Here is a 24,344-nt window from a genome sequence, read left to right on the forward strand (position 1 = left end):
CACAATGACTTGCGCGACGGGATCCCCGTTTTTCGGCCGGGATGCGTCAATTCGGTTGCGAGGGCGTCAGCCGCCGCGATCAGTGGACGGTGCCGACCGGTTCGTCGGTTGCCAGGACCAGGATCAGCCGCTCGATCTGACGCCAGCGACAGAAGTGGAGGTGATTGCCCACCTGTCGGCTGTGGTCGGCCCGTTCCGCAGCCTCGAATCCGGCATCCGCGCCATATTCGGCGATCAGCTGCTGCGCCAGCATGACTTCGGACCGGTCGGACAGATAGAAAAGTTCGTGCATGACGCTCCAGGTCGTGGCGGAGCATCGCCCCGGCATTTCCCGGAATAGCGCGCAATCCTGCCCGGACGGTGCAAAGGCAGGGTAACCGGCATCTTTACCAACCCGTCAGGATACGGGTCATCCAGACGACCCGCCCGACCGGATCGACCGCAGCCGCCGGATGATCGACCGGCGGCCAGGCGGGATGTTCGCTGATCAACCGGACCCCGCCTGGGATCAGCGCAATCCGTTTGACCACCAGCATGCCGTCGATGCGGGCGACCATCAGCCGGGGCTGATGCGTGATGCGGCGCTCGGCCCGATCGACCAGGATTTCGTCGCCATCAGCCAGCAAAGGCTCCATCGATTCGCCCAGCACCCGCAACAGCGCCGCGTTCCGTGGATCCACGCGCAGCGCACGCATCAGGTCCGCCGGGATGCTGGTCAACCGGCCCGGCTGCGCCGATGACTCCATCCCGCCCGACCCGGCGGCAACGGCAATGTCCAGGCGCGGCACCGCCACCGATTCCGGCGGCGCAGGCCCACCAAGGGCTGATTCCGGGACGCCGAGATACCGGGCCAGGGTCCCCCTTTCCGCCTCCGGCAGGCGACGGGGCGATCCGCGCCGCAGATATTGCTGAAGATAGGCGTCATTGCGCCCGATCAGCCGCGACAATGCGGTCAGGCTTTCCCCCCGCCCGGCGATCAGCCGGTCCAGCGCAGCGCGTTGCTCGTCCTCGGTCATGCCGCTTCTTAGTCAAAGGAATTATCCTCGACAAGTTGGATTTTGCAGAACACATCATGAACACAAGCAATCGACTCATGGGGTTGGACGATGACGGTCTTGTGGAAAATCGAACGGTTTCTGCGCGAGCGGGAAATGCCGCCGACGAAGTTCGGCCGGCTGGTCGCGCGCGATCCCCGGCTGGTGCTGGACATGCGCAACGGGCGCGAACCGGGCGCGGCGATGCAGGCGCGCATTGACGCCTTCTTGGCGACGGAGCAGCAGCAATGAGCCGGGGACCGGATGCGATGACCGCCTTGGGCCGCGCATTGGAGGCAAGCGCCGCAAGGGCGGGCGTGGCGATGACCATCGGCCTGCGGCAAAGCACCGCCTGGTCGAGCGCAACGTTCGAAGGGTCACGGCTACGCTTTGCGATCGAGGCACCCTGCTCCGATGCCCTTGGCGCATGGCTGGCGGCGCTACCCGATGCCGAATGGCGGCTGCCGGGCCATCTCGTCGCCGATATCTGCGCGACCGACCGACAGGAAGCGGCTGGCCGGGCCACCGTTTCGCTGGAGGCGCTCACCCTGATCGAGGGTTAGGTCAGCGGGTGGCCATACGCCGCAACTGGATCAAAGCATCGTCGATTGCGCGGGGGCGCGGCGCGGGCGAGCGGGTCGTGCGGCGGGCCACGCCGCGTTCCAGCCGGTCGAGCAGGCTCTGGATCGTGGCATCGGTGCCGGGGGCGACCAGCGGATCATCGGCGGGTTGGGCTGCTGCGATGGCGATGGCCACCGCCTGCTCGCGCGCCGGTGGCGGCGGCGTCAGCTCAAAGGTCTCGATGCGTTCATGCGCGGCAAAGCGCGGCATCGGCATCGGCTTTTCGGGGATGGCATCGGGATCGAACGCCGCCAGAGGTTGATCCAGGTCATCGGGCAGCGACCGTTCGATCGGCGCGGCGACGACCGGAGCCGGCGTTGGTGCTGGCGCATCGTCCCACAAGGGAACGCCGAGTTCGCTGGCGGCAAGCACCGGCGGGCGCGGCGCGGCATCGGGATGGGCGTCGGCGCGGCGGATCGCGGGCGGCGGCGCGCTCGCATCCAGCACGGGGCGCTTGCTGCGCGGACGCCGCACCTTTGGCCGCACCTCCATCGCCAACCGCGTGGCCAGCCAGCCGCCCCCGCCGATCAGGACTGCACCGAAAAAGCCTATCGCCGCGCGTGCCGTCGCGCCCAGCGGCGGCGCTGCGGCGGGCAGCACCGCCGGCAGGCCCGATTCGGATACGGCCTGTTCCAGCCGCCAGCCGGGTAGGGCCAGCGCCAGGACGAACATGATCATCGCCAGTGCGGCGCCGATGATCGTTGGCAGGGAAAGCGACGGAATTACGCCTTTACGGGCAAGATACGCGACCATGTTCCATCCATGCGACCGGCTTTGATCAGCCTTTGGTAAACGGGGTGATATCGGGAAACATTTGACGACCAGTTACGCTCGGCATCGACGAATGCGCGGGCGCGTTCCCGCCGGGCGTCCCATCCGCTGCGGTCGGACAGCAGCGCGGCTAGGGCTGCCGCCATTGCTGGCGGGTCGTCGGCCGGGAACAGGGTGCCGGTGTCGCCGTCCCGGATCAGTTCGCGGTGCCCGCCGACATCCGACGCGGCAACCAGCCGACGCTGCGCCATCGCCTCCAGGGGCTTGAGCGGGGTCACCAGTTCCGTGACACGCATCCGCTTGCGCGGATAGCAGAGGATATCGGTCAGGCTGTAATAACGCTCCACCTGGTCGTGCGGCACCCGACCGACGAACCGGATGGCATTGGCGACGGGCGAGGCCGCGGCCTGAACCCGCAGCGCATCGGCGACCGGGCCGCCGCCGACCAGCAGCAACCGGGCGCGCGGTCGGGTCGATACCAGGTCGGGCATGGCCGCGACCAGATGCTCCAGCCCCTCATAATCGTAGAAACTGCCGATATAGCCGATGACCTCGTCGGCATCGTCCAATCCCAGTTCTCCGGCCAAGGCGTCATCGCGCGGGGCAGGCTCCCCGAACAGGGTCAGGTCGACGCCATTGGGCGAAACCATGATCTTGGCCGGATCGATGCCACGCGCGATCAGATCGCCGCGCAGCCCTTCGCAGATCACGGCGACGGCATCGGCCCGCCGGACCTCGCGCGTTTCCAGCCAGCGGGTCAACCGGTAGCGGACGCTGCCTTCCGTCCCGGTGCCGTTGCCGACGGCCGCATCCTCCCAGAATGCGCGGATTTCATACAGCAGCGGCAGGCCGAGCCGCTTGGCCGCCAGCCGGGCGGCAACCGCGTTCAATACCGGCGAATGGGCGTGAATGATGTCGGGTCGGAATGCTTGCGCCGCAGCCACGATCCGGTCGCGGAACGCCGCGATTTCGCGCCATTCGCCAAGCGGCGTCGGCGCTGGTCCGACGGCGGCCGTGCGATGAAAGGTCAGGCCATCGGCCGTGTCCGTGGTCGCCCGGTCCGGCGCCCCCGGCTGGCGCGGGCCGGACACCCCTGCAACCACCCAGCCCAGCCGTTCCTGGGCCTTCAGGATGGCGCGGGTTCGAAAGGTATAGCCGCTATGGACCGGCAGGCTGTGATCAAGGACGTGCAGGATCCGCATGGCGACCGTCCTGCCACGATACTGTTTAACGCCGCGTCAACCGGGTGGGGAATATGGGGTGACCGACCGGGTTTCATCCGTTCGCGTCGGCACGCGGATGTTGGCCCGGCACGGCGCGGCGTTAACTTCTGGGCGGAGCAGGCGAATGATCGACAATTTCTCGCTTGGCCTGGCCCATGGGCTGATGCTGCTGGCGGCATGGCTGCTGCTGCGCCGGAACGATCTGGACCGCGAGGCGGGACCGCGCGACCCCCGCCCCCGCGCCCGGCGCACCGACGGAGAATCGACCGGTGCGTGACCTGGTCTTCATTGCGTTCCTGGCCGCATTGTTTGGGGCGGGCGTAAAGCGGCCGTTCCTGTTCGTCCTGACCTATGTCTATATCGATATCGTGTCGCCGCAGCGGCTGACCTATCTGCTGCTCAACTCCGTCCCGATCTCGATGATCGCCGTGGCTGCTGCGGTCGGTGGCTGGTTGATGTTCGATGACAAGCGCGACACGCGAATCGCCCCTCGCCAGTTCCTGATCCTCGCGCTGCTGGCCTATGTCGCCTACACCACCCGCTACGCCGATTTCCCGGTGGAGGCGCTGGATAAATGGGAATGGGCCTGGAAATCCCTGGCCTTCGCCATTTTCCTGCCGCTGACGCTGCGCACCAAATTGCGGATCGAGGCGCTGTTGCTCTTCATGATCCTGTCGGCGGCGTCGATCATCATCGTCGGGGGCATCAAGACCTTGGGGTCGGGCGGCGGCTATGGCCAGCTCGACCTGATGGTGAACAACAACAGTGGCCTGTACGAAGGATCGACCATCTCGGCGGTCGCCATCACCATCATCCCGCTGATCCTGTGGTTCAGCAAGCACGGAACGGTGTTTGCCCCGGACTGGAAGGTCAGGACCTTCTGCTACGCGCTCTGCTTCGCCTGCCTGCTGATCCCCATTGGCACGTCGGCGCGGACCGGGCTGTTGTGCATCGGCCTGCTCGCCATGCTGATGCTGCGCGATGCAAAGCGGCGGATGCTGTATCTGTCGCTGGCGGCGATCATCGGCCTGGCCGCCGTGCCGTTCCTGCCCACCGCCTATACGCAGCGGATGGAGACCATCAAGGAATATAAGGGCGACCAATCGGCGAGCACCCGGCTGGCGGTCTGGAAATGGACGCTGGATTATGTCCGCGACAATCCCGTGGGCGGCGGGTTCGAAGCCTATCGCCAGAACCGGTTGAGCTTCGATACCGTCACCGTCGCCGAACAGGGCGCAACGGCGACGGTGGAACGAAAGGCGGTGGTCGATGCCGGTCGCGCCTATCATTCCAGCTATTTCGAAATGCTGGGCGAACAGGGCTATGCCGGGCTGGCGCTGTGGCTGATGATCCAATTGGGGGGGATCATCCGCATGGAGGTGATCCGCAGGCGATATTGGCGGCCCGAACCAGGCGAGGAATGGGTCAGCCCGCTGGCGACCGCGCTTCAACACGGGCATCTGATCTATCTGCTGGGCGCCGCCTTCGTCGGCATCGCCTATCAGCCGTTCGTCTATATGCTGATCGGCGCCCAGATCGGCCTGGACACCTATCTTGCGCGCAAACGCGCCGAGAAAAGCTGGCGGCCGATGCGGCGATCAGGGGGTGCCGCCGCCCCCGCAGGCACGGCGACGGCGGCAACCGCCTGATCCCGAAATGTACCGGCCCTTTGCCGGCCCGATCACCGATTAATGCGCATCCGCCATCTGGTCGGCCAGCGCCTGGATCATCGCCTTGCTGAACGCAGGGATATCGTCCGGATTGCGGCTGGTGATCAGGTTGCCGTCGACAACGACTTCGCGGTCGACGACATTGGCACCGGCATTGGCCAGATCGGTGCGAACCGAAGGCCAGCTGGTGACGGTGCGCCCATCGACCACATCTGCCTCGACCAGCAGCCAGGGGGCATGACAGATCGCGGCGACCGGCTTGCCGTCGTCGGCAAAGGTGCCGACGATCTCGACCGCCCGGTCGTTCATGCGCAGCGTATCGGGATTGGCCACGCCGCCCGGCAGCAGCAGCCCGTCATAGTCGCCAGCGTCCACCGCATCCAGCGTCAGGTCGGGCGTGATCGTCCGGTCGCCCGGCTGGTCATGCACCACGCCGCGAATGGGGTCGGTTGCGGGCGACGCCAGGGTGACGGTCGCCCCTGCATCGATCAACGCCTGACGCGGATCGAACAGTTCGGACTGCTCGAACCCGTCCGTCGCCAGCATCAATATCTTCACGCCTTCAAGCTTGCTCATCATCGGTCCTCCATTGGGTGAATGATCCAGCAACCAGCCGGGCTGGCCGAAGTTCCGGAACGAAGCGATTGCCCGGGCATTGTTGCGGTGAACAGAAAGACGGCGATGGGCGACACCACACTCAGTTATTGCGACGACGGCCAACCCGGCATCACCAGGGAGCGCGATGGAGACGGCCCATGGCGGTATCGACGCCCAGACGGCCGACTGATCCGCGACAAGCGCGACATCGCTCGGCTCAACGCCATCGCCCTGCCGCCGGCCTATCGCAATGCATGGTTCTGCGCCGACCCGAAGGGGCATATCCAGGCGACCGGCATCGACGAGCGCGGGCGCAAGCAATATCGATATCACACTGATTTCCGTGCAGCGCGCGAGGCGGAGAAGTTCGCTGCCTGTGCTGCATTCGGCCAGGCCCTGCCTCGGCTGCGCGCTCAGGTCGTCCGGGATCTGGCCCGCCGCGATCTGTGCCGCGAGCGCGCCGTTGCCGCCGTCGTCCGCCTGCTCGACCTCGGCCGCGTGCGGGTGGGGAACGAGGGATATGTCCGCGCCAACAAGAGTTTCGGCGCGACGACCCTCCGCCGGCGCCACGCCAAGCTTACCGGCCAGCGGATCAAGCTCAGCTACACCGCCAAATCGGGGCGTCGGCGCGTGCTGACCATCACGGACGGCTCGCTCAGCCGGTTCGTCAAACGATGCCAGGACCTCCCTGGCCAGCATCTGTTCGCATGGCTGGACGATACGGGTCAGGCGCACCCCGTCACCTCGTCCCATGTGAACGAATATATCCGCGCGGCGATGGGCGATGGATTTACCGCCAAGCATTTCCGCACCTGGGGCGCCAGCGTCATCGCCTTTGAAACGCTGGTGCTGGCGGGCGACCGGGTTCCCACCCTCAAATCGCTGCTGGAACCCGTCGTGGCGGCGCTGGGCAACACGCCCGCCGTCGCGCGCAAATCCTATGTCCACCCCGCCCTGCTTGACCGCTGCCTCGCCGGATCGGGCGCGGAAGGGCCGCCATTGGCGCTGCCCCGGTCCACGCGCCACCTGTCGCGGGCCGAACGGGGCTTGATCGCGTTTCTGCAGGCATGCGATGCCCTGGCCCTGCCGAAGCGACAGGCGGCGTAACACCGGGACCGATGATGACCAATACAGCGACCGAAGGCGCGTTCGCCGCCGATTACATGCAACGCAGCGCCCAGGCGCTGGCTGACTCCAGTGTGGCGTGGTTGACGACCTATTGGTTGCAGGCGCTGATCGGTCTGGGCTTTGCCATATTGATCTTTTTCGTGCTCCACGGCGTTCGCCGATGGGGCATGACCCTGTGCCAACGCGCGTCCGGGCCGATGGGCTGGGGCACGATCGCCGGGCGGGCCATTGGCAAGACCGGGCATTTCTTCATCACCATGGTTTCGGCCGAACTGGTGGTCGAATATGCCCATGCCCCCCAGCCTGTCATCGCCACCGTCCGGTTCCTGTTTACCATCGCGGCCGTTTTCCAAGGGGCGATCTGGGCGCGCGAAATCATCCTGGGCGTGGTGGAAAAACGCACGGAAGGCGATCATTCCAGCGAAACGCTGGGCACGGCTATCGGCATTATCCGCCTGTTGGTGACGGTTGCCCTGTTCGCCATCGCGCTGATCGTGGTGCTGGACAATCTGGGGGTCAACGTGACCGGCCTGGTTGCGGGCCTCGGCGTCGGCGGCATCGCCATCGGCCTGGCCGCGCAGGGCATCTTTGCCGATCTGTTCGCGGCGCTTTCGATCATCTTCGACAAGCCGTTCCGGCGGGGCGATGCCGTATCGTTCGACACGACCAGCGGAACGATCGAGGCCATCGGCCTGAAATCCACCCGCATCCGCGCCCTGACCGGTGAGGAATTGATCATCAGCAACAAGAATCTGCTGGAAAAGCAGATCGGCAACAACACGCAGCGGATCCATCGTCGCCAGAAATGGACGCTCGGCCTGATCTATCAGACCCCGGCCAACCGATGTGCCGAGGTCCCGGCCATTCTGAAACAGGTGGTCGAGGCGAACGGCGCGATCTTCGTCCGGGCGGGTTTCGTCGGCTTCGGTGCGTCCAGCCTCGATTTCGAACTGGAGTTCGATACCGACGGCCCGGACTTCCAGCATTTCTACGACGCGCGGTCGGCGATCGGCCTGGCCATTCTGGGCCGGTTCAATGATGAGGGGCTGGAATTCGCCTATCCCACGCAGACGACGTTCACCGCCGCGCCGGATGGAGCCATGATCATGCCCTATCCGGCGGTGCAGCAAATCCGAACCACGGATGCACGTAGCGCAAGTTAGCGCTATCTTAACGCCATATCCGCATAACCCACTGTCAATTAGTGATAATGTCGACAGAGGATGCAGCATGAACGACCCCGGTGACCCGCCGCGTCTGGCGGTTTCCGTCGGCGAAACCCAGATTCGGCTGGCCTGGGTCAACCCGGCCGGGCGGCCGGTCGGCGAACATAGCTGGCCGATGGCATCCTTTCCCACCCTGACCGATGCGCTGATGCGCTTCGAACGGGAAACCGGACAGCCGCTCACGGGCGCTGACGCTGCCATCGCCATCATCGGTGCGACGCACGGCGATACCATCTCGATCGCCCGTGGCCGGTGGATGATTACCCGTTCGGGCCTGCACTCCATCTTTCGCCGCGAACCCCAGATCATCAATGACGTCGCGGTCCACGCCTGGGCGGCGGTGGGCGGACATGGCGTCCGGTTCGATGCGATGTCGCGGGCGGCACCACCGCCCGATCTCGGGCGCCAGGGCCGCTGGCTGATCGCCCATCTGGATTTCGGCGTCGGGCTGGCGTCGATCGATGTTGACGGACGGGGCGGGCTGCGGGTGCTGGAGGCGGAAATGGGCCATTGCGGCTTTCCCCCCGAAACCGATCAGGAATGGGCTTTGGTTCAGGCGATGCGTACCCGGTTGCGTGGATCGGTTTCCTGGGAAGCCGTGCTGACGCTGGCGCTGGACGATCCGATCTGGAACGCGCCCGCCCTGCCGAACAGTCGGGCAGACCGGCTGGCGATGCTGGCGCGGTTGATCGGCCGGTTCGCCGGTGACGCGGTGCTCGCCCATGGTGCCTGGAGCGGCGCGTTCCTGATGGGCCGGCGCATCAGCGAGCTCACCGGATCCGCGCTGACCGACCAGTTCAACAAGGGGTTCGAGGCCAAGCCCAAATTCGCCAGGCTGGTCGGCATGACGCCGCGCTGGCGGCTGTCGGGCCATGACCTGACGATGGAGGGGCTTGCCTATGCCTTGACCCACCGGACGGAACGGACCGACCCGCCTGCCGCTCTGAGTCCCGCAATCCCCCGTGCAGCCGTGCCCGAGGGAAGCTCATCCGGCTGGCCATCGCTGTTCCCCCCGGCAGCGTCGCCGGGACCGACGCCGCGCAGCGATTATATGCCCGTCCGCTGATCAGTCCTCCAGGCTGAGCAGGCTGGCATTGCCGCCAGCGCTGGTGGTGTCGACGCTGATCGCGCGTTCGACGCAGAACCGGTGCAGGTAATGCGGGCCACCTGCCTTGGGTCCTGTGCCCGACAATCCCTCGCCACCAAAGGGCTGGCTGCCGACGACCGCGCCGATCATGCTGCGGTTGATGTACAGGTTGCCGGCCCTGCCCTGTGCCTCGATCAGGTCGGCGGCACGCGCGATGCGGCTGTGCAGGCCCATGGTCAGGCCGTAGCCGCTGGCATTCACCCGGTCGATCGTTTCGGCCAGCGCCCCTGCCTTCCAGGTGGCGATGTGCAGCAGCGGGCCGAACCATTCGGCGGTCAGGTCCTCCGGCCGGTCGAGGCGAATGATCGTCGGCGGCACGAACAGGCCTTGGCCCGGCGCAGGGACCGTGTGCACCCAGCGCGCCTGCTGGCTCTCCCGGTACGCCATCAGCCGGTCATAGGCCGCGAGGTCGATCACCGGGCCGATATCGTTCGCGGGATCCCCCGGATCGCCCAGCCGCAACTGGTCCATCGCCCCTTTCAGCATCTCGATCATGCCATCGGCAATCTCTTCCTGCACCAATAGCAGCCGAAGCGCCGAACAGCGCTGGCCCGCCGAGCGGAAGGCGCTGGTCAGCACGTCGGCCGCCACCTGTTCCGGCAGGGCGGTCGAATCGACGATCATCGCGTTGATCCCGCCCGTCTCCGCGATCAGTGGGACGATGGGCCGGGCGTCGTCGTCCAGCAGGCTGCGCGCGATCTTTTTGGCTGTCGCAGTGGAGCCGGTAAAGGCGACCCCGGCGATGCGCGCATCCGCGACCAGCGCCGCACCGACCTCTGGCCCGCCGGTCACGATCGCCAGGGCATCCTTCGGAATGCCCGCCTCATGCGCCAGTTCCACGGCCCGCGCGGCGATCAGCGGCGTCTGCGGCGCAGGCTTTGCCACAACGCAGTTGCCAGCAACCAGTGCGGCCGCATTCTGCCCGGTGAAGATCGCCAGCGGAAAATTCCACGGCGCCACCGCCGCCCAGACACCCCGCCCGGCAAAGCGCAGTTCGTTGCGCTCGCCGGTCGGCCCCGGCAGGATGACCGGCGTCAGGCCGGTACGCGCCTGATACGCGTAATAGCGGCAGAAATCAGCCGCCTCGCGGATTTCGCCCAGCGCGTCGGGGATCGTCTTGAACGCCTCCTTCACGCACAGCGCCATCAATTCGATCCGGTTCGCCTCGATCAGGTCGGCATAGCGCTCGAGGATCGCGGCGCGGGTTTCCATCGGCGTCGCTGACCAGGCCGAGAAGGCGCTGCGAGCGCGGGCGACTGCGGCCCGCACAAGCCCCTCCCCTTCAGGGGCGTCGGGTGAACCGCGGGCCGCGCGGTTCAGGTCAGTCTGGGAGACTGACCGACCCGATGCCGGGTTGGGGTGGGGTGGAGGGGAGGACAGGCCGTCGCCCTGCCATCCCCCACCCCCAACCCCTCCCCCAAGGGGGAGGGGTGAGGATTTGATTGCTCCCGCCACCTCCGCCAGCACCGTGCGATCGTTCAGGTCGATCCCCGCGCTGTTGCGCCAAGCGCCCATCAGGTCGCGGGGCAGCGGGATGCTGGGATGGCGGGCGCCGCCGACGGCCGCCACCTTCTCCACCGGATCGGCAAGCAGGTCGGCGTCCGATGTTTCCGCATCGGCAAGCTGGTGCACGAAACTGGAATTGGCCCCGTTTTCCAGCAGTCGCCGGACGAGATAGGCGAGCAGGTCGCGGTGCCCACCGACGGGCGCATAGATGCGGCAACGATAACCGCGATCGCGCACCAGCCCCTCATACAGCCCCTCGCCCATGCCGTGCAGCCGCTGGAACTCGAAGTCGCGGGCATCGCCCGCCCAGTCCAGGATGGTCGCTACGGTCAGTGCATTGTGGCTGGCAAAGGCCGGCCGGATGTTTTTCGCGGCCAGCATGTCGCGCGCGCAAGCGAGATAGGATACGTCCGTTGCGGCCTTGCGCGTGAACAGCGGATAGTCGGACAGCCCCTCGACCTGGGTCCGCTTGATCTCACTGTCCCAATAGGCGCCCTTGACCAGCCGGACGTCCCAGCGCTGGTCCAGCTCGCCCGCTAGCTCATCAGCCCAGCTGATAACGGCCCGTGCGCGCTTGGAATAAGCCTGCACGGCCATGCCGAAACCGTTCCAGCCTCTGAATTGCGGCTGGCGAACGGCGCGCGCGATGACTTCAAGGCTTAATTCCAGCCGCTCGGACTCCTCGGCATCAACTGTGAGGTAAATGCCGACCTCGCGCGCCAGATTGCACATCATTTCAAGCCGCGCCGCTAGTTCAGGGACGCAGGCGTCCCACTGCGCCACCTCATAGCGGGGGTGCAGCGCCGACAATTTTACCGATACGGAATGGCTTGATCCCTGCTCCCTGCCGATCTCGACAATGGCACGCTTGTAGGCGGAAAAGTACTTAGCCGCATCCTCCTCCGTCCGCGCCGCTTCCCCCAGCATGTCGAAACTGGCGGTGAAGCCCTTATTCTCCGGCTTCTTCATCCGGCGCATGGCCTCGTCGATGGTGCGGCCCATCACGAATACCTCGCCCATCATCTTCATCGCCGCGCCCACCGCCTGGCGCACAAAGGGCTCGCCCGCGCGCGCCAGCAGGCGGCGGAGCGGCCCGCCCTCCCCCTCGCCCACCAAAGCGCGGCCCATGACGAGGCCCCAGGTGGCACTGTTGACCAGCGCGGAATTGGACCTGCCGGCATGCGCGCGCCAGTCGGCATCGCCCAGCTTGTCGGCGATCAACAGGTCGGCGGTTTCCGGGTCCGGCACGCGCAGAAACGCCTCGGCCAAGCTGAGCAGCGCGACCCCTTCCGATGAGTTCAACCGATATTCCTGCAGGAACTGGTTGACCCAGCCCCGCGTCTGCGCCGCGCGCAGCTCAGCGATCAGTCCGGAAGCCTCCCCAACGATCCGGCCGCGCGACTCAGGCGTGGTTCGCGCCCGCTCGATCAGGGGTTTTAGAACATCGGGTTCGCTGGCGCGGTACAGGGCAGCCATGGATTCGAGGGACATTGACGCTAGGACTTTCTATGCTTTCGTGGCTCCGGTCAGCCAAGGCTTGCCACAGCGCCCCGGCCCGACCTAGATCATGGCAACGCGCTATGCGACGAAAGCGCCGCCAGGAGAAGATTGCCATGCGTTCCGCCGTCATCGTTTCCACCGCCCGCACGCCGATCGGTCGCGCCTATCGCGGGGCGTTCAACAATCTGCCCGCCCCCACCCTGGCCGCCCATTCGATCCGGGCTGCGGTGGATCGGGCGGGGATCGATCTGGACGAGGTGCAGGACGTGGTGCTGGGCGCGGCGCTGCAACAGGGCAGCCAGGCGGGGAACATCGCCCGCAACGCCCTGCTGCGCGCGGGCCTGCCCATCTCGGTTGCCGGCATGTCGGTCGACCGGCAATGCGCATCGGGGCTGATGGCCATCGCCACGGCCGCCAAGCAGATCATTACCGACAACATGGATATCGCCATCGGCGGCGGGGTGGAAAGCATCAGCCTGGTTCAGACGCCGCAGATGCGGATCGCGCCCGATCCGGAGCTGCTGGCGATGCACCCGGACATCTATATGCCGATGCTGCAGACGGCCGAAATCGTCTCCACGCGCTATGGCATCGGCCGCGACCGTCAGGATGCTTACGGCCTTCGCTCGCAGCTGCGGACGGCTGCGGCCCAGGCGGCGGGCAAGTTCGATGACGAGATCATCCCCGTCACCGCGACGATGAACATCGTCAACAAGGAGACCAAGGAAGTCACCCAGAAGGAGGTGACGCTGACCCGGGACGAGGGCAACCGCGCCGACACGACGGCGGAGGGTCTGGCCGCGCTGCAGCCGGTGATGGGGCCGAACGCACATATCACGGCGGGCAACGCCAGCCAGTTGTCCGACGGGTCGTCGGCGGCCGTGCTGATGGAGGAAAAGGTCGCGGAACGTCGCGGCCTCACCCCGCTCGGCCGCTATGTCGGCATGGCGGTGGCGGGCACCAAGCCCGACGAAATGGGCATCGGCCCGGTCTATGCCATCCCCGCGCTGCTCGACCGCTTCAACCTGAAGATGGACGATATCGGCCTGTGGGAGCTGAACGAGGCATTCGCGGTGCAGGTACTGTATTGCCAGGACAAGCTGGGCATTCCCGACGAGCTGCTGAACGTGAATGGCGGGGCCATTTCCATCGGTCATCCCTATGGCATGTCGGGTGCGCGCATGACGGGCCATGCCCTGATCGAGGGCAAGCGACGCGGCGCGAAATATGTCGTGGTGACGATGTGCGTCGGCGGCGGCATGGGCGCGGCGGGGCTGTTCGAGGTGCTCTAAGCCACTCGTGCGTTTCAGGCATAGGGAGTGGCTATTGCCATAAGCGGCGCCTTTGAGGATCGCGGTACGGCGGGATGAGTTAAGGCAAGGTCAGGCACCCCGAAAGAGGGTGCCGTAACCGCAGGAGCCAATACTCATGTTCATGCTTGTGAACGCGCTGATGCTTGCCGCATCCGCCGTGCCGCTGCCCGCGCATCAGGTGACCATCGACCATCGCGGCAATTCCGTCACCGCCAGCTACCGCGCCGACATCGCCATCGATACCCGCCAGCGCGGCACCTCTGCCGGGTTGCGGCCCAGCACCAGGCGGTGCGACTGGCAGGCCGTGGTTCAGGTCGGGCGGACGGTGAACGGTTCCACCCTTCCGGCGCGCATCGTCGCCACCGACCGCAGCCAGAAAGGATCGCTGGCCGGCGATTGCGCGGTCCTGAAGGATCAGATCAACGCCGCTGTGGCCAGGCGTACCCCCGCAATCGAGCAACGGCTGGCCGCGATTGCCGCCGACGACCGCGCGACTTTGCTTGCCGAGATCGACCGGCTGGCAGTAGTCGCGTCGAATGATTGATCGATTGACGTTCGCAGCCGCCGCCGTCTGCCTGACGGCGGCGCTGCCCCCCGCCCCCGCCGCCGCGCAGGACCGTGCCGATCTGGCCGTACTGGTCGAAGCGACTACCGATCATCGTCGGCGCGGGCTGTCGTGGAGCGATGGGGATCCGGCGCTGGACGCCTATGCCGCATTGACCGTCAGCGGCGTCGATATTGCCGCCCGCGCCGTCACCACCCGCGACAGTGCCCGGCACGGCGGCGCCGATGCCGCCATCGATGCCATTGTCGGCATCAGCCGGAACAGCGGCCCCTTCACCTTTCGCGCCCGGGCCATCGGCCATTTCTTTCCGGGCAGCGACGATACCGCCTATGGCGAGTTGAATGGCGAGGTCGGCGGCTCGCTCGGCCCCGCCCAGCTCGACCTGTCGGCCAGCTATGCCCCGGCCCAGTCCAGCATCGGCGGCGACAATCTGTATCTCTCCGCCCGCGCCAGCGCAGGCATCCCGGCTACGCCCTGGACGTTCGGCGCGCATGTCGGGCGGTCGTCGGGATCGGTCGACGATCCCGTTCGTGCCAACCGGCTGCGCCCCGGCGGCACCTATCACGACTGGGGGATCAGCGCCGAATATGTGATCGGCCCGGCGACGGTCGGGGCGCGCTATACCGGCACCGATATCGATACCGACGCCGCCCTGCCCGTCATCGCCGACTGGGCGAATGCAGGCGACCGGGTGGCCCTGTTCGCCTCGATCGGATTTTGACGAAAGGGAACCGCAGTTCGTCCCGCCCGTTCCCGGGGTACCCCTCATCAAAGGAATCCCCGATGGACAAGATGGACAACAGCGACACCGCCGAAGTTCGCACCCGCATGTGGAAAAAGATGGCGGACAGTCCGTTCGTCATGGTCCGGCGCGATCAGGGCCAGGATCATGCCCTGCCGATGACGGCCATCCTCGACGAGGACGCGGACGGCGCCTTCTGGTTCTACACCACGCGCGACAACCGGCTGGCCGCCGGCGGCCCGGCAATGGCGCAGTTCGTGTCAAAGGATCACAAGCTGTTCGCCTGTATCTCGGGCAAGCTGGTCACCGAAACCGATCCTGCCGTCATCGACCGTTATTGGTCGAACATGGTCGAGGCATGGTTCGACGGCGGCCGTCAGGATCCGATGCTGCTGATGCTGCGCTTCGAGCTGGACGATGCTGAAATCTGGGAAGGCGATGAAAGCCTGGCCGGCAAGCTGAAGATGCTGACCGGCATGAAGATCAAGCCGGAAGAGGCCGGTCGCCACGTCGAAACCGCGCTTTAAAGGTCACATCCGGGCCGGGCATCAACCGATGTCCGGCCCGGTGCTTGACCTGGCATCGCGGGCAAGCAAAACCGGGCGGGTGCACGGACCCAGCCTGGCCCACCGTATCCGCGTCGAAGCGCACGCAGTCTGGCTGGCGGCCCGCGATCCGCGCACGCCGCTTGCGGCACGGCTGCTTGGGCTGTTCATCGCGGCTTATGCGCTGTCGCCCATCGATCTCATCCCCGACTTTCTGCCGTTTATCGGCCTGCTGGACGAGGCCATCCTGATCCCCGCCGGCATATGGCTGATGGCGCGGATGATCCCACCCGCACTGATGGCCGAACATCGCGCCGCCGCCGAGCTGGCCGCAAGACGGCCAGTGTCTTGGGGCGGGGCCCTGGTCGTCCTTGCGCTATGGGCGCTCATCGCCTGGCTGGCATGGGCGTGGATCGCCACCGGATTCGATTGATCGGCACCGACGCGCCGGTGGTGCGTTCAACTGGCATCCCCTTCACGACAAAAGGAAAACAGGATGCTCGTTCAGATCAACAGCGATAACCGGGTCGATGTCGGCAGCGACCGGATCGAACCGCTCGAGGCGCGACTGACCGAACGGCTGGGCCGCTTTGCCGACCGGCTGACCCGGGTGGAGGTGCATCTGTCGGACAGCGACGGCGATCGCAATGGTCCGGACAGCATCCTTGCGGTGATCGAGGCTCGCCCATCGGGCGACCGTCCAGTTTCGGTATCGGGCACCGGCGGCGACGTCGAGGGTGCGTTCGCCGCCGCGCTGCGCAAGCTGGTCGATGTTCTGGACCGTCAGTTCGCCAAGGCCGACGCCGTCCGCTGACGCGATGATCGATCCTTCGACCGTCAGGGCTGGCCGATCGGTCAGCCTTGGTGGCGGCCCATCCATTCGATCATCACCGGCGCGATCCGCGTCCGCCACTTGCTGCCGTTGAAGATGCCGTAATGGCCCACGCCTTCGGCCATGTGGTACTTCTTCATCGCCGGTTTCAACTTGGTGGCCAGCGTCAACGCGGCCTTGGTCTGGCCCAGACCGGAAATGTCGTCGCGCTCGCCCTCGATCGCCAGGATCGCGGTATCGGTGATGGCCGCGGGATCGACCGGCCGTCCGCGATGGGTCATTTCGCCCTTGGGCAGGGCATGGCTCTGGAACACGATGTCGATCGTCTGCAGATAGAATTCGGCGGTCATATCGCAGACGGACCGGTATTCCTCATAGAATCGCATCGTGGAATCGGCGCTGTCATCGTCGCCCGCCACCAGATGCTTGAACATTTCCCAATGGGAAATCATGTGATTGCCCAGGTTCATGGTCATGAACCCCGCCAGCTGCAGGAACCCCGGATAGACGCGGCGCCCTGCCCCGGGATAGGTCATCGGCACCGTGGCGATGACATTCTGTTCGAACCAGGCATGGGGCCGTTCCGTCGCCAGCGTGTTGACGGCCGTGGGCGCTTCCCGCGTGTCGATCGGGCCGCCCATCATGGTCAGGGTGCGCGGCCGGTTCGGATGCTTGTCGGCATTCATCAGCGCGGTTGCGGCATAACAGGGCACCGATGGCTGGCAGACGGCCAGCACATGGGGCCGGGCATCGCCCTCTGCCCCGATATGCGCCAGAAACTCGACCAGATAGTCGATATAATCGTCCAGATCGAACCGGCCTTCGCTCAGCGGCACCTGACGGGCATCGCGCCAGTCGGTGATATAGACATCCGCCTCCGGCAGCATCCGCTGCACCGTGCCCCGCAACAGCGTGGCGAAATGGCCGGACATCGGCGCAACGATCAGCAGTTTTGGCCCGCCCGTCACGCCTTCGCGGACGAAGCGCTTCAGCTGGCCGAACGGCTTGCGCAGCACGATTTCCTCGTGAACCGCCACCGGCTTGCCGTCGATTTCGGTCTCGGTCAGGCCGAATGCCGGCTTGCCGCGCGGGGCGGATGCGTGGGCGAACACCTCCAGGGCGCTGGCCAGCACCGGGCCGCCACCGAAATAGGCAAACGGGTTGGCGGGATTGTTCAGCCAGCCCGCGCCGAAATTGGCCAGCGCGCTGGCCCCGGCCAGCATCGACCGTTGCAGTTCATAGGCGTTGTACAGCATCAATTCCTGCCTTTGACCCCGAGTGCCGCCTTTGCGGTCTGCCACCGGGTTATACGCGGACAATATCGCGGTGCAATGCACTGCTTTACGCGGGTGCACCATTGGGGTTCCCCGCACCGGCTTTCCGAGCGCCCGTCTGCTGCCTATCTGAACGGCTATGCAGTCGATGCCGCCCTATGCCGACGATCTGGACGCCACCCTGGCAGAGGCGTTCACGCTGCTGCGGCGCGGCGTCGTCGACCGCAAAAGTCCGTTCCGCACCCTCAACCTGGCAACGGTCGCGCTAGACGGCACGCCCAGCGTGCGCACCGTCGTTCTGCGCGACTTCGACCCGGCGACACGGACCGCGCGGTTCCATACCGACCGGCGCAGCGCCAAGCCGGCGGAAATCGCAGCAGAGCCCCGGGTCGCGCTGCATGGCTATGATAGGGGCGCACAGTTGCAAATGCGCATGTCCGGCGTGGCAACACTCCACGACCGGGATGCCGTTGCCGATTCGGCCTGGGCGCGATCCGGCCCTGGGGCACGTGCCTGCTACGCCATCCAGCCTTCGCCCGGCACCCCGGTTGCGGCGCCCGTGCCCGCGCCGACGCTGGACGATACGGCCCGTGACCAGTTCCTGGTGGTGCAGGTGCTGGTTCACCGACTGGAATGGCTGTGGCTGTCCTCCGCCGGGCATCGCCGCGCCCGCTTTTGGTGGAACGGCACGGGTTGGGACGCCGATTGGCTGGTGCAATAGCCGGACGGCACAATCACCCGGTTCCCACCCGTCCCTGCTTGGGCTAGGCGATGGCCATGTCCGAACCCGTTCCGACCGCCACTCCGACGCCCCCCTCCAAAGGCAAATTGAGCAACCTGACGATCGTGTGGGGCTACACCGCGCGCTATCCGTTGCATCTGCTGGCCGCGCTGGTTGCGCTGACACTGGCGGCAACGGCGACGCTGTATATCCCCTACACCTTCAAGCAGGTCGTCGATAACGGCTTTGCCACCGGAGCCGATCCGGCCGCGATCGCCCCGTTCTTCTACCGCCTGCTGATGGTCGTCGGCATGCTGGCGGTGGCCACGGCCATGCGGTTCTTCTTCGTTTCCTGGCTGGGCGAACGGACCGTCGCCGACCTGCGCATCGCGGTGCAGCGCAACCTGCTGCGCCTGTCGCCCGGCTGGTTCGAGGAAAATCGACCGTCCGAAATTGCGTCGCGCCTGACAGCCGATACCGCCGTGGTCGAACAGGTGGTCGGAACCACGGTGTCGGTCGCGCTGCGCAACCTGCTCGTCGGGGTGGGCGGCGTCATCTATCTGTTCGCCATTGCGCCCAAGCTGGCGGCGCTGCTGATCCTGGGACTGCCGGTCGTCATTCTGCCGATCGTCTGGCTCGGATCGAAACTGCGGCGGTTCAGCCGCACCAGCCAGGACCGGGTCGCCGATATCGGATCGACCGCCGCAGAGGTGCTGGGCGCGATGAAGATCGTTCAGGCATTCGGCCAGGAAAGCCGCGAGGCTGCGCGCTTTGCCGATGCGGTAGAGCGGGGGTTCGCCGCTGCGCGTCAGCGTTTTGCCACCCGCGCGGTCATGACGGCACTGGTGATCGGCATCCTGTTTTCCGCCGTCACCCTGATCATGTGGGACGCGGTGACCGATGTCGCTGCCGGGCGACTGACTGGGGGGGACATCACTGCGTTCGTGCTGACCGCCGGGCTGGTGACGGGTGCGTTCGGCGCGCTGACCGAAGTGTATGGCGATCTGCTGCGCGCATCGGGTGCCGCTGCCCGGCTGGCCGAGCTGCTGGCCGAACAGCCCCAGATCGCGCCACCGGCCGTCCCCGCCCCGCTGCCCGAACCCGCGCTCGGCGCCATCGCATTCAACGGCGTCACCTTTCGCTATCCCACCCGCCCCGAACAGGCGGCGCTGCACGATTTCACGCTGGACATCCGGCCGGGCGAAACGGTCGCCGTGGTCGGCCCGTCCGGTGCGGGCAAATCGACCCTGTTCCAGCTTGCGCAGCGCTTTTACGACCCGGAGGCGGGCGAGATCAGCGTCGACGGCGTGCCGATCCGGCTGGCGGACCCGCAGGCGGTGCGGCGGCGCATCGCCGTAGTGCCCCAGGAAACCGTGATCTTTGCAGCATCAGCGCGCGACAATCTGCGCTATGGCAACTGGGAAGCCAGCGAAGAGGATATCTGGACCGCCGCCGCCGCCGCCAATGCCCAGGATTTCCTGAAGGCGCTGCCCGCCGGGCTGGACACCTATCTGGGTGAGGGCGGCGCGCGACTGTCGGGCGGCCAGCGGCAACGCATCGCCATCGCCCGCGCGCTGCTGCGCGATGCCCCCATCCTGCTTCTCGACGAAGCGACCAGCGCGCTGGATGCGGAGAGCGAACGCCTGGTTCAGGACGCGCTCGACCGGCTGGTCAGGGGGCGCACTACGCTGGTCATCGCGCACCGGCTGGCCACCGTGCGCTCCGCCGACCGCATCATCGTGATGGATGGCGGCCGCATCGTTGAAACGGGAACCCATGCCGAACTGATCGGCCAGCACGGCCTCTATGCCCGCCTGGCCAGCCTTCAGTTCAGCGAAGCGGCCTGAGACCGCCGCAGCCCTAGCGTCAGCCGCACGCCGCTCGACTTGACCCTTTTCCGCGCGTTACACTGGCGGAAAAGGAGAGGAACATGGCGCGCGATTTGGACATCATCGTTTATGGCGCGACCGGCTTTACCGGTCGTCTGGTCGCGGAATATCTGAACCAGCATTATGCCGACGGGTCCGTGAGCTGGGCGATGGCTGGCCGTTCGCTGACCAAGCTGGCCCAGGTCCGCGACGAAATCGGCGCGCCCGCCGATCTGCCGCTGATCGCCGCCAATGCCGACGATCCGGTTGCGCTCCGCGCGATGGTCGATCGCACGCATGTCATCATCACCACCGTCGGTCCCTATCAGCTGTACGGCGAACCGCTGCTCGCCGCCTGTGCCGATGCGGGCACGGCCTATGTCGATCTGTGCGGCGAACCGGCCTGGATGCGGCACATGATCGACCGGTACGATGCCGCCGCTGCCAATTCGGGTGCGCGCATCGTGTTTTCCTGCGGATTCGATTCGATCCCCTTCGACCTCGGCGTCTTTACCCTGCAGGAAGCGGCGCGGACCAGGTTCAGCCGCCCCGCACCCCGCGTCAAATGCCGCATTCGCACGATGAAGGGCACGTTCTCCGGCGGCACCTTCGCCAGTGCAAAGGCGACGATGGCGGCGGCGGCGCGCGATCCGGGGATCCTTAAGCTGATGCTCGATCCCTTTGCCCTGACCCCCGATTTCCGCGGCCCGGATCAGCCGCGCGGACTGCTGCCCGAATATGATCCGGCGGTCGGCGGCTGGGTCGCGCCCTTCATCATGGCGACGATCAACACCAAGAATGTGCATCGGACCAACGCCCTGCTGGGCCATGCCTATGGCAGCGATTTCGTCTATGACGAGATGGTCGTGGCGGGCCTTGGCGACATGGGCAAGGCAGCGGCGGAGGCACTGGCCAAGCTCAACCCGATGGCCGGAGACAAGGGCCCGAAACCCGGCGAAGGCCCCTCGCGGGAAGAACGCGAAAGCGGGCATTACGACCTGTTGTTCATCGGCGAAATGCCGGACGGCCAGCGGGTCGATGCAGTCGTCACCGGCGACCGCGATCCCGGCTATGGCTCGACCAGCAAGATGATCGCGGAAAGCGCGCTCTGCCTGTTGAACGACCTGCCGGCAGAGGGGAATGGCGGCATCTGGACTGCAGGCGGCCTGATGGCGGAGCCACTGCGCAAGCGGCTGATCGACCATGCGGGGCTGACCTTCACGGCGGGGTAATACCAACCAGCGTCACCCCGGCCCCTGAGCCGGGGTCCAGCCGTTCTACCGGCAAGAGGCTCGGCAGGCTCTCAAACCCACCGCGCTCCCGCGAAAGCGGGAGCCCAGAGCCAAGCAGCGACTCATTGTGAAGCTCTAGGCTCCCGCTTTCGCGGGGGCACGTTTGGAGCCACGTCCTCACAACCGATAAAGGAACAATACCCCCACTGCGACCAGCAGCGACAGGGCAATGGCGATCGGCACCTTGTTCACCTCGCGTCGCTTCAGTTCCGCACCCAGCCGGTCCATGTCGAGCCAGTAATGGCCGGGTGCTGTCTGGCGGATCACCCCCGCCTGCGCGAGTTTCTGAAACTCCTTCAACTCGCGAGGCCCCGGCGGGCGATATTCGATCGCATCGCCCGGCGTGATCGCGTGCAGCGCCATGAAATGCGCGCGCACCCGGTGGCGGGCGGTTGCGGCGGCATTGACGATGCCCGTGCGGATCGGATCGGCATCGCTCACCGCTTGCGCCCCTGATGCCGGATATTGCCGGGGCGGCCGCGCCGGTGCAGCACGCGCTTCGGCCCCCTGCCCGGACGTTCCGGTGGTGCCTCGCCCGCCGAACCCTTGCCGTCGGGCAGCTCGAACCGGAGCGCGCCCGACACCGGATTGGCCTCGACCAGCCGCAGCTTCAGCCGCTGGCCGAGCGAAAACGCCTCGCCGCTATGTTCGCCGACCAGCTGCTTCGCGCCCTCGTCATAGCGGAAATATTCGCGGCCAAGATCGCGGGCGGGGACCAGCCCGTCGCCCCCGATCCCGTCGACCGTCGCAAAGAAACCGAATGGCTGAACGCCCGTGATCCGCGCATCCAGCACTTCGCCGACATGGGTCGACAGATAGGCGGCGACATAGCGGTCGATGGTATCCCGCTCCGCCTCCATCGCGCGACGTTCCAGCGCGCTGATCCCCTCCCCCACACGCTCCATTTCCGCCGGATCGGGCAGGCTGCCGCCCGGTCCCAGCCGATAGGCCTCGACCAGCGCACGGTGCACGACCAGATCGGCATAGCGGCGAATGGGCGAGGTGAAATGGGCATAGCTGCCCAACGACAGCCCGAAATGGCCGTGATTGGCGGGCGCATAATAGGCTTGCGTCTGGGTGCGCAGGATCTGCTCCATCACCTGCGGCCGGTAATCGGCCTCGCCGATGCGATCGATGATCCGGTTGAACGTCGCGGGCCGGATCACCTGCCCCAGCGCGAACGGCACGTCGAAAGTTTCCAGATAGTCCTTGAGCGCAGTCAGCTTTTCGCGCGCAGGCGGTTCGTGCACGCGGTACATGCACGGCGCCTTTTTCGCCTCCAGCGCCTTGGCCGCGGCCACGTTGGCGGCGATCATGTAATCCTCGATCAGCCTGTGCGCATCCAGCCGCTCGCGCGGCGCGACCGACAGGATGCGCCCCTTCTCGTCCAGCACGATGCGCCGTTCCGGCAGGTCCAGGTCCAGCGGCTCACGCGCAACGCGGGCCTTGTTGAGCGCTGCCCAGCAGTCCCAGAGGGGTTTTAGGATGGGCAGCAGGTGGCTCCCCTCCCCTTCAGGGGAGGGGTTGGGGGTGGGGGCAGTTGAAGGACCGTCGTCCGCCCCATCCCCCACCCCAACCCCTCCCCTGAAGGGGAGGGGCTTTCGGTCGATCGCCGCCTGCGCATCCTCATAGGCGATGTTGGCCGCCAGCCGGACGACCGCGCGGGTGAAGCGCCAGCCCTTCAACGTCCCGTCCTTGCCGATGGTCAGGTGACAGGCGAGCGCCGCGCGGTCGACGCCTTCCTTCAGCGAACAGACATCGGCCGACAGGATTTCCGGCAGCATCGGCACTACCCGGTCGGGGAAATAGACCGAATTGCCCCGCTTGCGCGCTTCGCGGTCGAGCAGCGATCCGGGGCGGACGTAAAAGCTGACATCGGCAATGGCGACGATCGCTTTCCAACCGCCGGCATTGGCGGGATCGTCGTCGGGCGCGGCCCAGACGGCGTCGTCATGGTCGCGCGCATCGGCGGGGTCGATCGCCACGATGGGCAGGTGGCGCAAATCCTCCCGCCCCTCGCCCAGCGGCTGGCGAGCGGATTTCTCCGCCTCCTCCAGCAAATCCTCGGCAAAAACATGGGGAATCTCATGCTTGTGGATCGCCACCAGCGAGAAACTGCGCGGGGCGAACGGGTCGCCCAGCCGTTCCACGACCTTGGCGGTAATGCGCGGGGGCCGCCCGGCCTTTTCCGCCAGCACAAGGTCGCCCGCCTCCGCCCCGCCCGCATCGGATACGGGGAAATCGCGCCGTTCCTTTTTCTCCACCCCCTGCAGCCACATCCGGTCGCCATCGCGGTGGAGCACGCCCAGCATCAGCGCCTGGGACGGGGCCAGCTTCTTCATCGGATGAGCGATCCAGCCCTTCCCCGCCTCTTCGGTCCGGGCGAGCACCCGGTCGCCCACGCCCAGCGCCGACGATCGACTGCGTTCGCGGATGCGCACGCGGGGCGTCGGCACGGCCTCCGCCTCCCACCGTTCGGGTTCCGCCCAGATATTGCCACCGTCATCGACATCGACGATGCGCAGAACCGTCACCTTGGGCAGGCCGCCCATGGCGTGAAAGGCGCGGCCCGGCGCGCTGTCGATCAGCCCCTCGTCGCCCATGTCCTTCAGCAGCGCCTTCAGCGCGATCTTCTCATTGCCCTTCAGGCCGAATGCGCGGGCGATCTCTCGCTTGCCCGCCGGCGTGTCGGACTTGGCGATGAAATCGAGGATCTGCTGCCGCGTCGGCAGGCCGGGGGGAAGTGCCATTGGCCAGACATAGGCAGTC

General features: G+C 66.5%; 25 protein-coding genes. 16 read left to right on the forward strand and 9 right to left on the reverse strand.

Annotated features, from left to right (window positions below):
* Positions 1-79: 79 nt before the first annotated feature.
* Positions 80-292, reverse strand: coding sequence for a hypothetical protein (locus ACPVPU_RS11340; RefSeq protein ID WP_448658044.1), 213 nt, complete (start codon positions 290-292; stop codon positions 80-82).
* Positions 293-386: 94 nt separating this feature from the next.
* Positions 387-1,016: a S24 family peptidase gene (locus ACPVPU_RS11345; protein WP_448658045.1), complete on the reverse strand. Its 630-nt coding sequence runs from the start codon at positions 1,014-1,016 to the stop codon at positions 387-389.
* Positions 1,017-1,106: 90 nt separating this feature from the next.
* Here ACPVPU_RS11345 and ACPVPU_RS11350 point away from each other — a divergent pair, with 90 nt between their 5' ends.
* Both ACPVPU_RS11350 and ACPVPU_RS11355 read left to right on the forward strand, forming a co-directional pair.
* Positions 1,107-1,286 (forward strand): hypothetical protein, encoded by a 180-nt coding sequence (locus ACPVPU_RS11350; RefSeq protein ID WP_448658046.1) that lies wholly within the window; start codon positions 1,107-1,109, stop codon positions 1,284-1,286.
* Positions 1,283-1,597, forward strand: a complete 315-nt coding sequence (locus ACPVPU_RS11355; protein WP_448658047.1) for a hypothetical protein — start codon at positions 1,283-1,285, stop codon at positions 1,595-1,597. Before ACPVPU_RS11350 ends, ACPVPU_RS11355 begins: the two co-directional genes overlap by 4 nt.
* Before the next feature lies 1 nt (position 1,598).
* Here ACPVPU_RS11355 and ACPVPU_RS11360 read toward each other — a convergent pair whose 3' ends face one another.
* The gene (locus ACPVPU_RS11360) at positions 1,599-2,408 is read right to left on the reverse strand and encodes a hypothetical protein (protein ID WP_448658048.1); all 810 of its coding nucleotides are present in this window, start codon (positions 2,406-2,408) and stop codon (positions 1,599-1,601) included.
* Positions 2,378-3,628 (reverse strand): TIGR04063 family PEP-CTERM/XrtA system glycosyltransferase, encoded by a 1,251-nt coding sequence (locus ACPVPU_RS11365; protein ID WP_448658049.1) that lies wholly within the window; start codon positions 3,626-3,628, stop codon positions 2,378-2,380. The genes ACPVPU_RS11360 and ACPVPU_RS11365 overlap by 31 nt, the downstream gene beginning before the upstream one ends.
* Positions 3,629-3,773: 145 nt before the next feature.
* On the opposite strand from ACPVPU_RS11365, the gene ACPVPU_RS11370 reads away from it, so the two are divergent.
* Both ACPVPU_RS11370 and ACPVPU_RS11375 read left to right on the forward strand, forming a co-directional pair.
* Positions 3,774-3,926 (forward strand): hypothetical protein, encoded by a 153-nt coding sequence (locus tag ACPVPU_RS11370; RefSeq protein WP_448658050.1) that lies wholly within the window; start codon positions 3,774-3,776, stop codon positions 3,924-3,926.
* Positions 3,919-5,298, forward strand: a complete 1,380-nt coding sequence (locus ACPVPU_RS11375; RefSeq protein ID WP_448658051.1) for a putative O-glycosylation ligase, exosortase A system-associated — start codon at positions 3,919-3,921, stop codon at positions 5,296-5,298. The genes ACPVPU_RS11370 and ACPVPU_RS11375 overlap by 8 nt, the downstream gene beginning before the upstream one ends.
* Positions 5,299-5,337: 39 nt before the next feature.
* Here ACPVPU_RS11375 and ACPVPU_RS11380 read toward each other — a convergent pair whose 3' ends face one another.
* Entirely contained in the window at positions 5,338-5,895 is a 558-nt protein-coding gene (locus tag ACPVPU_RS11380) for a type 1 glutamine amidotransferase domain-containing protein (protein ID WP_448658052.1), read from the reverse strand.
* A 105-nt stretch (positions 5,896-6,000) separates the two neighbouring features.
* Between ACPVPU_RS11380 and ACPVPU_RS11385 the strand changes: the two genes are divergently transcribed.
* The 3 genes from ACPVPU_RS11385 to ACPVPU_RS11395 all read left to right on the forward strand — a co-directional run bounded on the left by ACPVPU_RS11385 (position 6,001) and on the right by ACPVPU_RS11395 (position 9,336).
* Complete coding sequence (locus ACPVPU_RS11385; RefSeq protein WP_448660501.1) at positions 6,001-7,023, forward strand: DNA topoisomerase IB; 1,023 nt, start codon at positions 6,001-6,003, stop codon at positions 7,021-7,023.
* Between the two features lie 14 nt (positions 7,024-7,037).
* A complete protein-coding gene (locus ACPVPU_RS11390; RefSeq protein WP_448660503.1) occupies positions 7,038-8,207 on the forward strand; it encodes a mechanosensitive ion channel family protein in 1,170 nt (389 codons plus the stop codon).
* Positions 8,208-8,274: 67 nt separating this feature from the next.
* Positions 8,275-9,336 carry a glucokinase gene (locus tag ACPVPU_RS11395; RefSeq protein ID WP_448658053.1) on the forward strand — a complete coding sequence of 354 codons (1,062 nt, stop codon included), beginning with the start codon at positions 8,275-8,277 and terminating at the stop codon, positions 9,334-9,336.
* Here ACPVPU_RS11395 and putA read toward each other — a convergent pair whose 3' ends face one another.
* Positions 9,337-12,399, reverse strand: a complete 3,063-nt coding sequence (putA, locus tag ACPVPU_RS11400) for a bifunctional proline dehydrogenase/L-glutamate gamma-semialdehyde dehydrogenase PutA (RefSeq protein WP_448660504.1) — start codon at positions 12,397-12,399, stop codon at positions 9,337-9,339. It abuts the gene before it with no gap.
* Positions 12,400-12,536: 137 nt separating this feature from the next.
* Here putA and ACPVPU_RS11405 point away from each other — a divergent pair, with 137 nt between their 5' ends.
* The 6 genes from ACPVPU_RS11405 (at position 12,537) to ACPVPU_RS11430 (ending at position 16,402) form a co-directional block, all read left to right on the forward strand.
* Entirely contained in the window at positions 12,537-13,715 is a 1,179-nt protein-coding gene (locus ACPVPU_RS11405; RefSeq protein ID WP_448658054.1) for an acetyl-CoA C-acyltransferase, read from the forward strand.
* A 136-nt stretch (positions 13,716-13,851) separates the two neighbouring features.
* A complete protein-coding gene (locus ACPVPU_RS11410) occupies positions 13,852-14,280 on the forward strand; it encodes a hypothetical protein (RefSeq protein WP_448658055.1) in 429 nt (142 codons plus the stop codon).
* Positions 14,273-15,022, forward strand: coding sequence for a TorF family putative porin (locus ACPVPU_RS11415; RefSeq protein WP_448658056.1), 750 nt, complete (start codon positions 14,273-14,275; stop codon positions 15,020-15,022). Before ACPVPU_RS11410 ends, ACPVPU_RS11415 begins: the two co-directional genes overlap by 8 nt.
* 62 nt (positions 15,023-15,084) lie before the next feature.
* On the forward strand, positions 15,085-15,570 hold the full coding sequence (locus tag ACPVPU_RS11420) for a pyridoxamine 5'-phosphate oxidase family protein (protein ID WP_448658057.1): 486 nt from the start codon (positions 15,085-15,087) through the stop codon (positions 15,568-15,570).
* A gap of 79 nt (positions 15,571-15,649) precedes the next feature.
* Positions 15,650-16,021, forward strand: coding sequence for a YkvA family protein (locus ACPVPU_RS11425; protein ID WP_448658058.1), 372 nt, complete (start codon positions 15,650-15,652; stop codon positions 16,019-16,021).
* A 63-nt stretch (positions 16,022-16,084) separates the two neighbouring features.
* Positions 16,085-16,402, forward strand: a complete 318-nt coding sequence (locus tag ACPVPU_RS11430; RefSeq protein WP_448658059.1) for an HPF/RaiA family ribosome-associated protein — start codon at positions 16,085-16,087, stop codon at positions 16,400-16,402.
* A 41-nt stretch (positions 16,403-16,443) separates the two neighbouring features.
* Here ACPVPU_RS11430 and ACPVPU_RS11435 read toward each other — a convergent pair whose 3' ends face one another.
* Positions 16,444-17,676, reverse strand: coding sequence for a polyhydroxyalkanoate depolymerase (locus ACPVPU_RS11435; RefSeq protein WP_448658060.1), 1,233 nt, complete (start codon positions 17,674-17,676; stop codon positions 16,444-16,446).
* Positions 17,677-17,833: 157 nt separating this feature from the next.
* Here ACPVPU_RS11435 and ACPVPU_RS11440 point away from each other — a divergent pair, with 157 nt between their 5' ends.
* The 3 genes from ACPVPU_RS11440 to ACPVPU_RS11450 all read left to right on the forward strand — a co-directional run bounded on the left by ACPVPU_RS11440 (position 17,834) and on the right by ACPVPU_RS11450 (position 21,515).
* A complete protein-coding gene (locus ACPVPU_RS11440) occupies positions 17,834-18,415 on the forward strand; it encodes a pyridoxamine 5'-phosphate oxidase family protein (RefSeq protein WP_448658061.1) in 582 nt (193 codons plus the stop codon).
* 56 nt (positions 18,416-18,471) lie between these two features.
* Positions 18,472-20,262 carry an ABC transporter transmembrane domain-containing protein gene (locus tag ACPVPU_RS11445; protein WP_448658062.1) on the forward strand — a complete coding sequence of 597 codons (1,791 nt, stop codon included), beginning with the start codon at positions 18,472-18,474 and terminating at the stop codon, positions 20,260-20,262.
* A gap of 83 nt (positions 20,263-20,345) precedes the next feature.
* Positions 20,346-21,515 (forward strand): saccharopine dehydrogenase family protein, encoded by a 1,170-nt coding sequence (locus tag ACPVPU_RS11450; protein WP_448658063.1) that lies wholly within the window; start codon positions 20,346-20,348, stop codon positions 21,513-21,515.
* A 177-nt stretch (positions 21,516-21,692) separates the two neighbouring features.
* Here the strand turns inward: ACPVPU_RS11450 and ACPVPU_RS11455 are convergent, their stop codons facing one another.
* Together ACPVPU_RS11455 and ACPVPU_RS11460 are read right to left on the reverse strand one after the other, a co-directional pair.
* Positions 21,693-22,016, reverse strand: a complete 324-nt coding sequence (locus ACPVPU_RS11455) for a hypothetical protein (protein ID WP_448658064.1) — start codon at positions 22,014-22,016, stop codon at positions 21,693-21,695.
* The gene (locus ACPVPU_RS11460) at positions 22,013-24,325 is read right to left on the reverse strand and encodes a ribonuclease R family protein (RefSeq protein WP_448658065.1); all 2,313 of its coding nucleotides are present in this window, start codon (positions 24,323-24,325) and stop codon (positions 22,013-22,015) included. Before ACPVPU_RS11460 ends, ACPVPU_RS11455 begins: the two co-directional genes overlap by 4 nt.
* Positions 24,326-24,344: the final 19 nt, after the last annotated feature.

It is taken from the genome of Sphingomonas paludis, from assembly GCF_053502515.1.

Coding starts and splice junctions, on each gene's coding strand:
- ACPVPU_RS11340 (WP_448658044.1), bottom strand. CDS start 292: ATGCACGAACTTTTCTATCTGTCCGACCGGTCCGAAGTCATGCTGGCG.
- ACPVPU_RS11345 (WP_448658045.1), bottom strand. CDS start 1,016: ATGACCGAGGACGAGCAACGCGCTGCGCTGGACCGGCTGATCGCCGGG.
- ACPVPU_RS11350 (WP_448658046.1), top strand. CDS start 1,107: ATGACGGTCTTGTGGAAAATCGAACGGTTTCTGCGCGAGCGGGAAATG.
- ACPVPU_RS11355 (WP_448658047.1), top strand. CDS start 1,283: ATGAGCCGGGGACCGGATGCGATGACCGCCTTGGGCCGCGCATTGGAG.
- ACPVPU_RS11360 (WP_448658048.1), bottom strand. CDS start 2,408: ATGGTCGCGTATCTTGCCCGTAAAGGCGTAATTCCGTCGCTTTCCCTG.
- ACPVPU_RS11365 (WP_448658049.1), bottom strand. CDS start 3,628: ATGCGGATCCTGCACGTCCTTGATCACAGCCTGCCGGTCCATAGCGGC.
- ACPVPU_RS11370 (WP_448658050.1), top strand. CDS start 3,774: ATGATCGACAATTTCTCGCTTGGCCTGGCCCATGGGCTGATGCTGCTG.
- ACPVPU_RS11380 (WP_448658052.1), bottom strand. CDS start 5,895: ATGAGCAAGCTTGAAGGCGTGAAGATATTGATGCTGGCGACGGACGGG.
- ACPVPU_RS11385 (WP_448660501.1), top strand. CDS start 6,001: ATGGGCGACACCACACTCAGTTATTGCGACGACGGCCAACCCGGCATC.
- ACPVPU_RS11390 (WP_448660503.1), top strand. CDS start 7,038: ATGACCAATACAGCGACCGAAGGCGCGTTCGCCGCCGATTACATGCAA.
- ACPVPU_RS11395 (WP_448658053.1), top strand. CDS start 8,275: ATGAACGACCCCGGTGACCCGCCGCGTCTGGCGGTTTCCGTCGGCGAA.
- putA (WP_448660504.1), bottom strand. CDS start 12,399: ATGGCTGCCCTGTACCGCGCCAGCGAACCCGATGTTCTAAAACCCCTG.
- ACPVPU_RS11405 (WP_448658054.1), top strand. CDS start 12,537: ATGCGTTCCGCCGTCATCGTTTCCACCGCCCGCACGCCGATCGGTCGC.
- ACPVPU_RS11410 (WP_448658055.1), top strand. CDS start 13,852: ATGTTCATGCTTGTGAACGCGCTGATGCTTGCCGCATCCGCCGTGCCG.
- ACPVPU_RS11415 (WP_448658056.1), top strand. CDS start 14,273: ATGATTGATCGATTGACGTTCGCAGCCGCCGCCGTCTGCCTGACGGCG.
- ACPVPU_RS11420 (WP_448658057.1), top strand. CDS start 15,085: ATGGACAAGATGGACAACAGCGACACCGCCGAAGTTCGCACCCGCATG.
- ACPVPU_RS11430 (WP_448658059.1), top strand. CDS start 16,085: ATGCTCGTTCAGATCAACAGCGATAACCGGGTCGATGTCGGCAGCGAC.
- ACPVPU_RS11435 (WP_448658060.1), bottom strand. CDS start 17,676: ATGCTGTACAACGCCTATGAACTGCAACGGTCGATGCTGGCCGGGGCC.
- ACPVPU_RS11440 (WP_448658061.1), top strand. CDS start 17,834: ATGCAGTCGATGCCGCCCTATGCCGACGATCTGGACGCCACCCTGGCA.
- ACPVPU_RS11445 (WP_448658062.1), top strand. CDS start 18,472: ATGTCCGAACCCGTTCCGACCGCCACTCCGACGCCCCCCTCCAAAGGC.
- ACPVPU_RS11450 (WP_448658063.1), top strand. CDS start 20,346: ATGGCGCGCGATTTGGACATCATCGTTTATGGCGCGACCGGCTTTACC.
- ACPVPU_RS11460 (WP_448658065.1), bottom strand. CDS start 24,325: ATGGCACTTCCCCCCGGCCTGCCGACGCGGCAGCAGATCCTCGATTTC.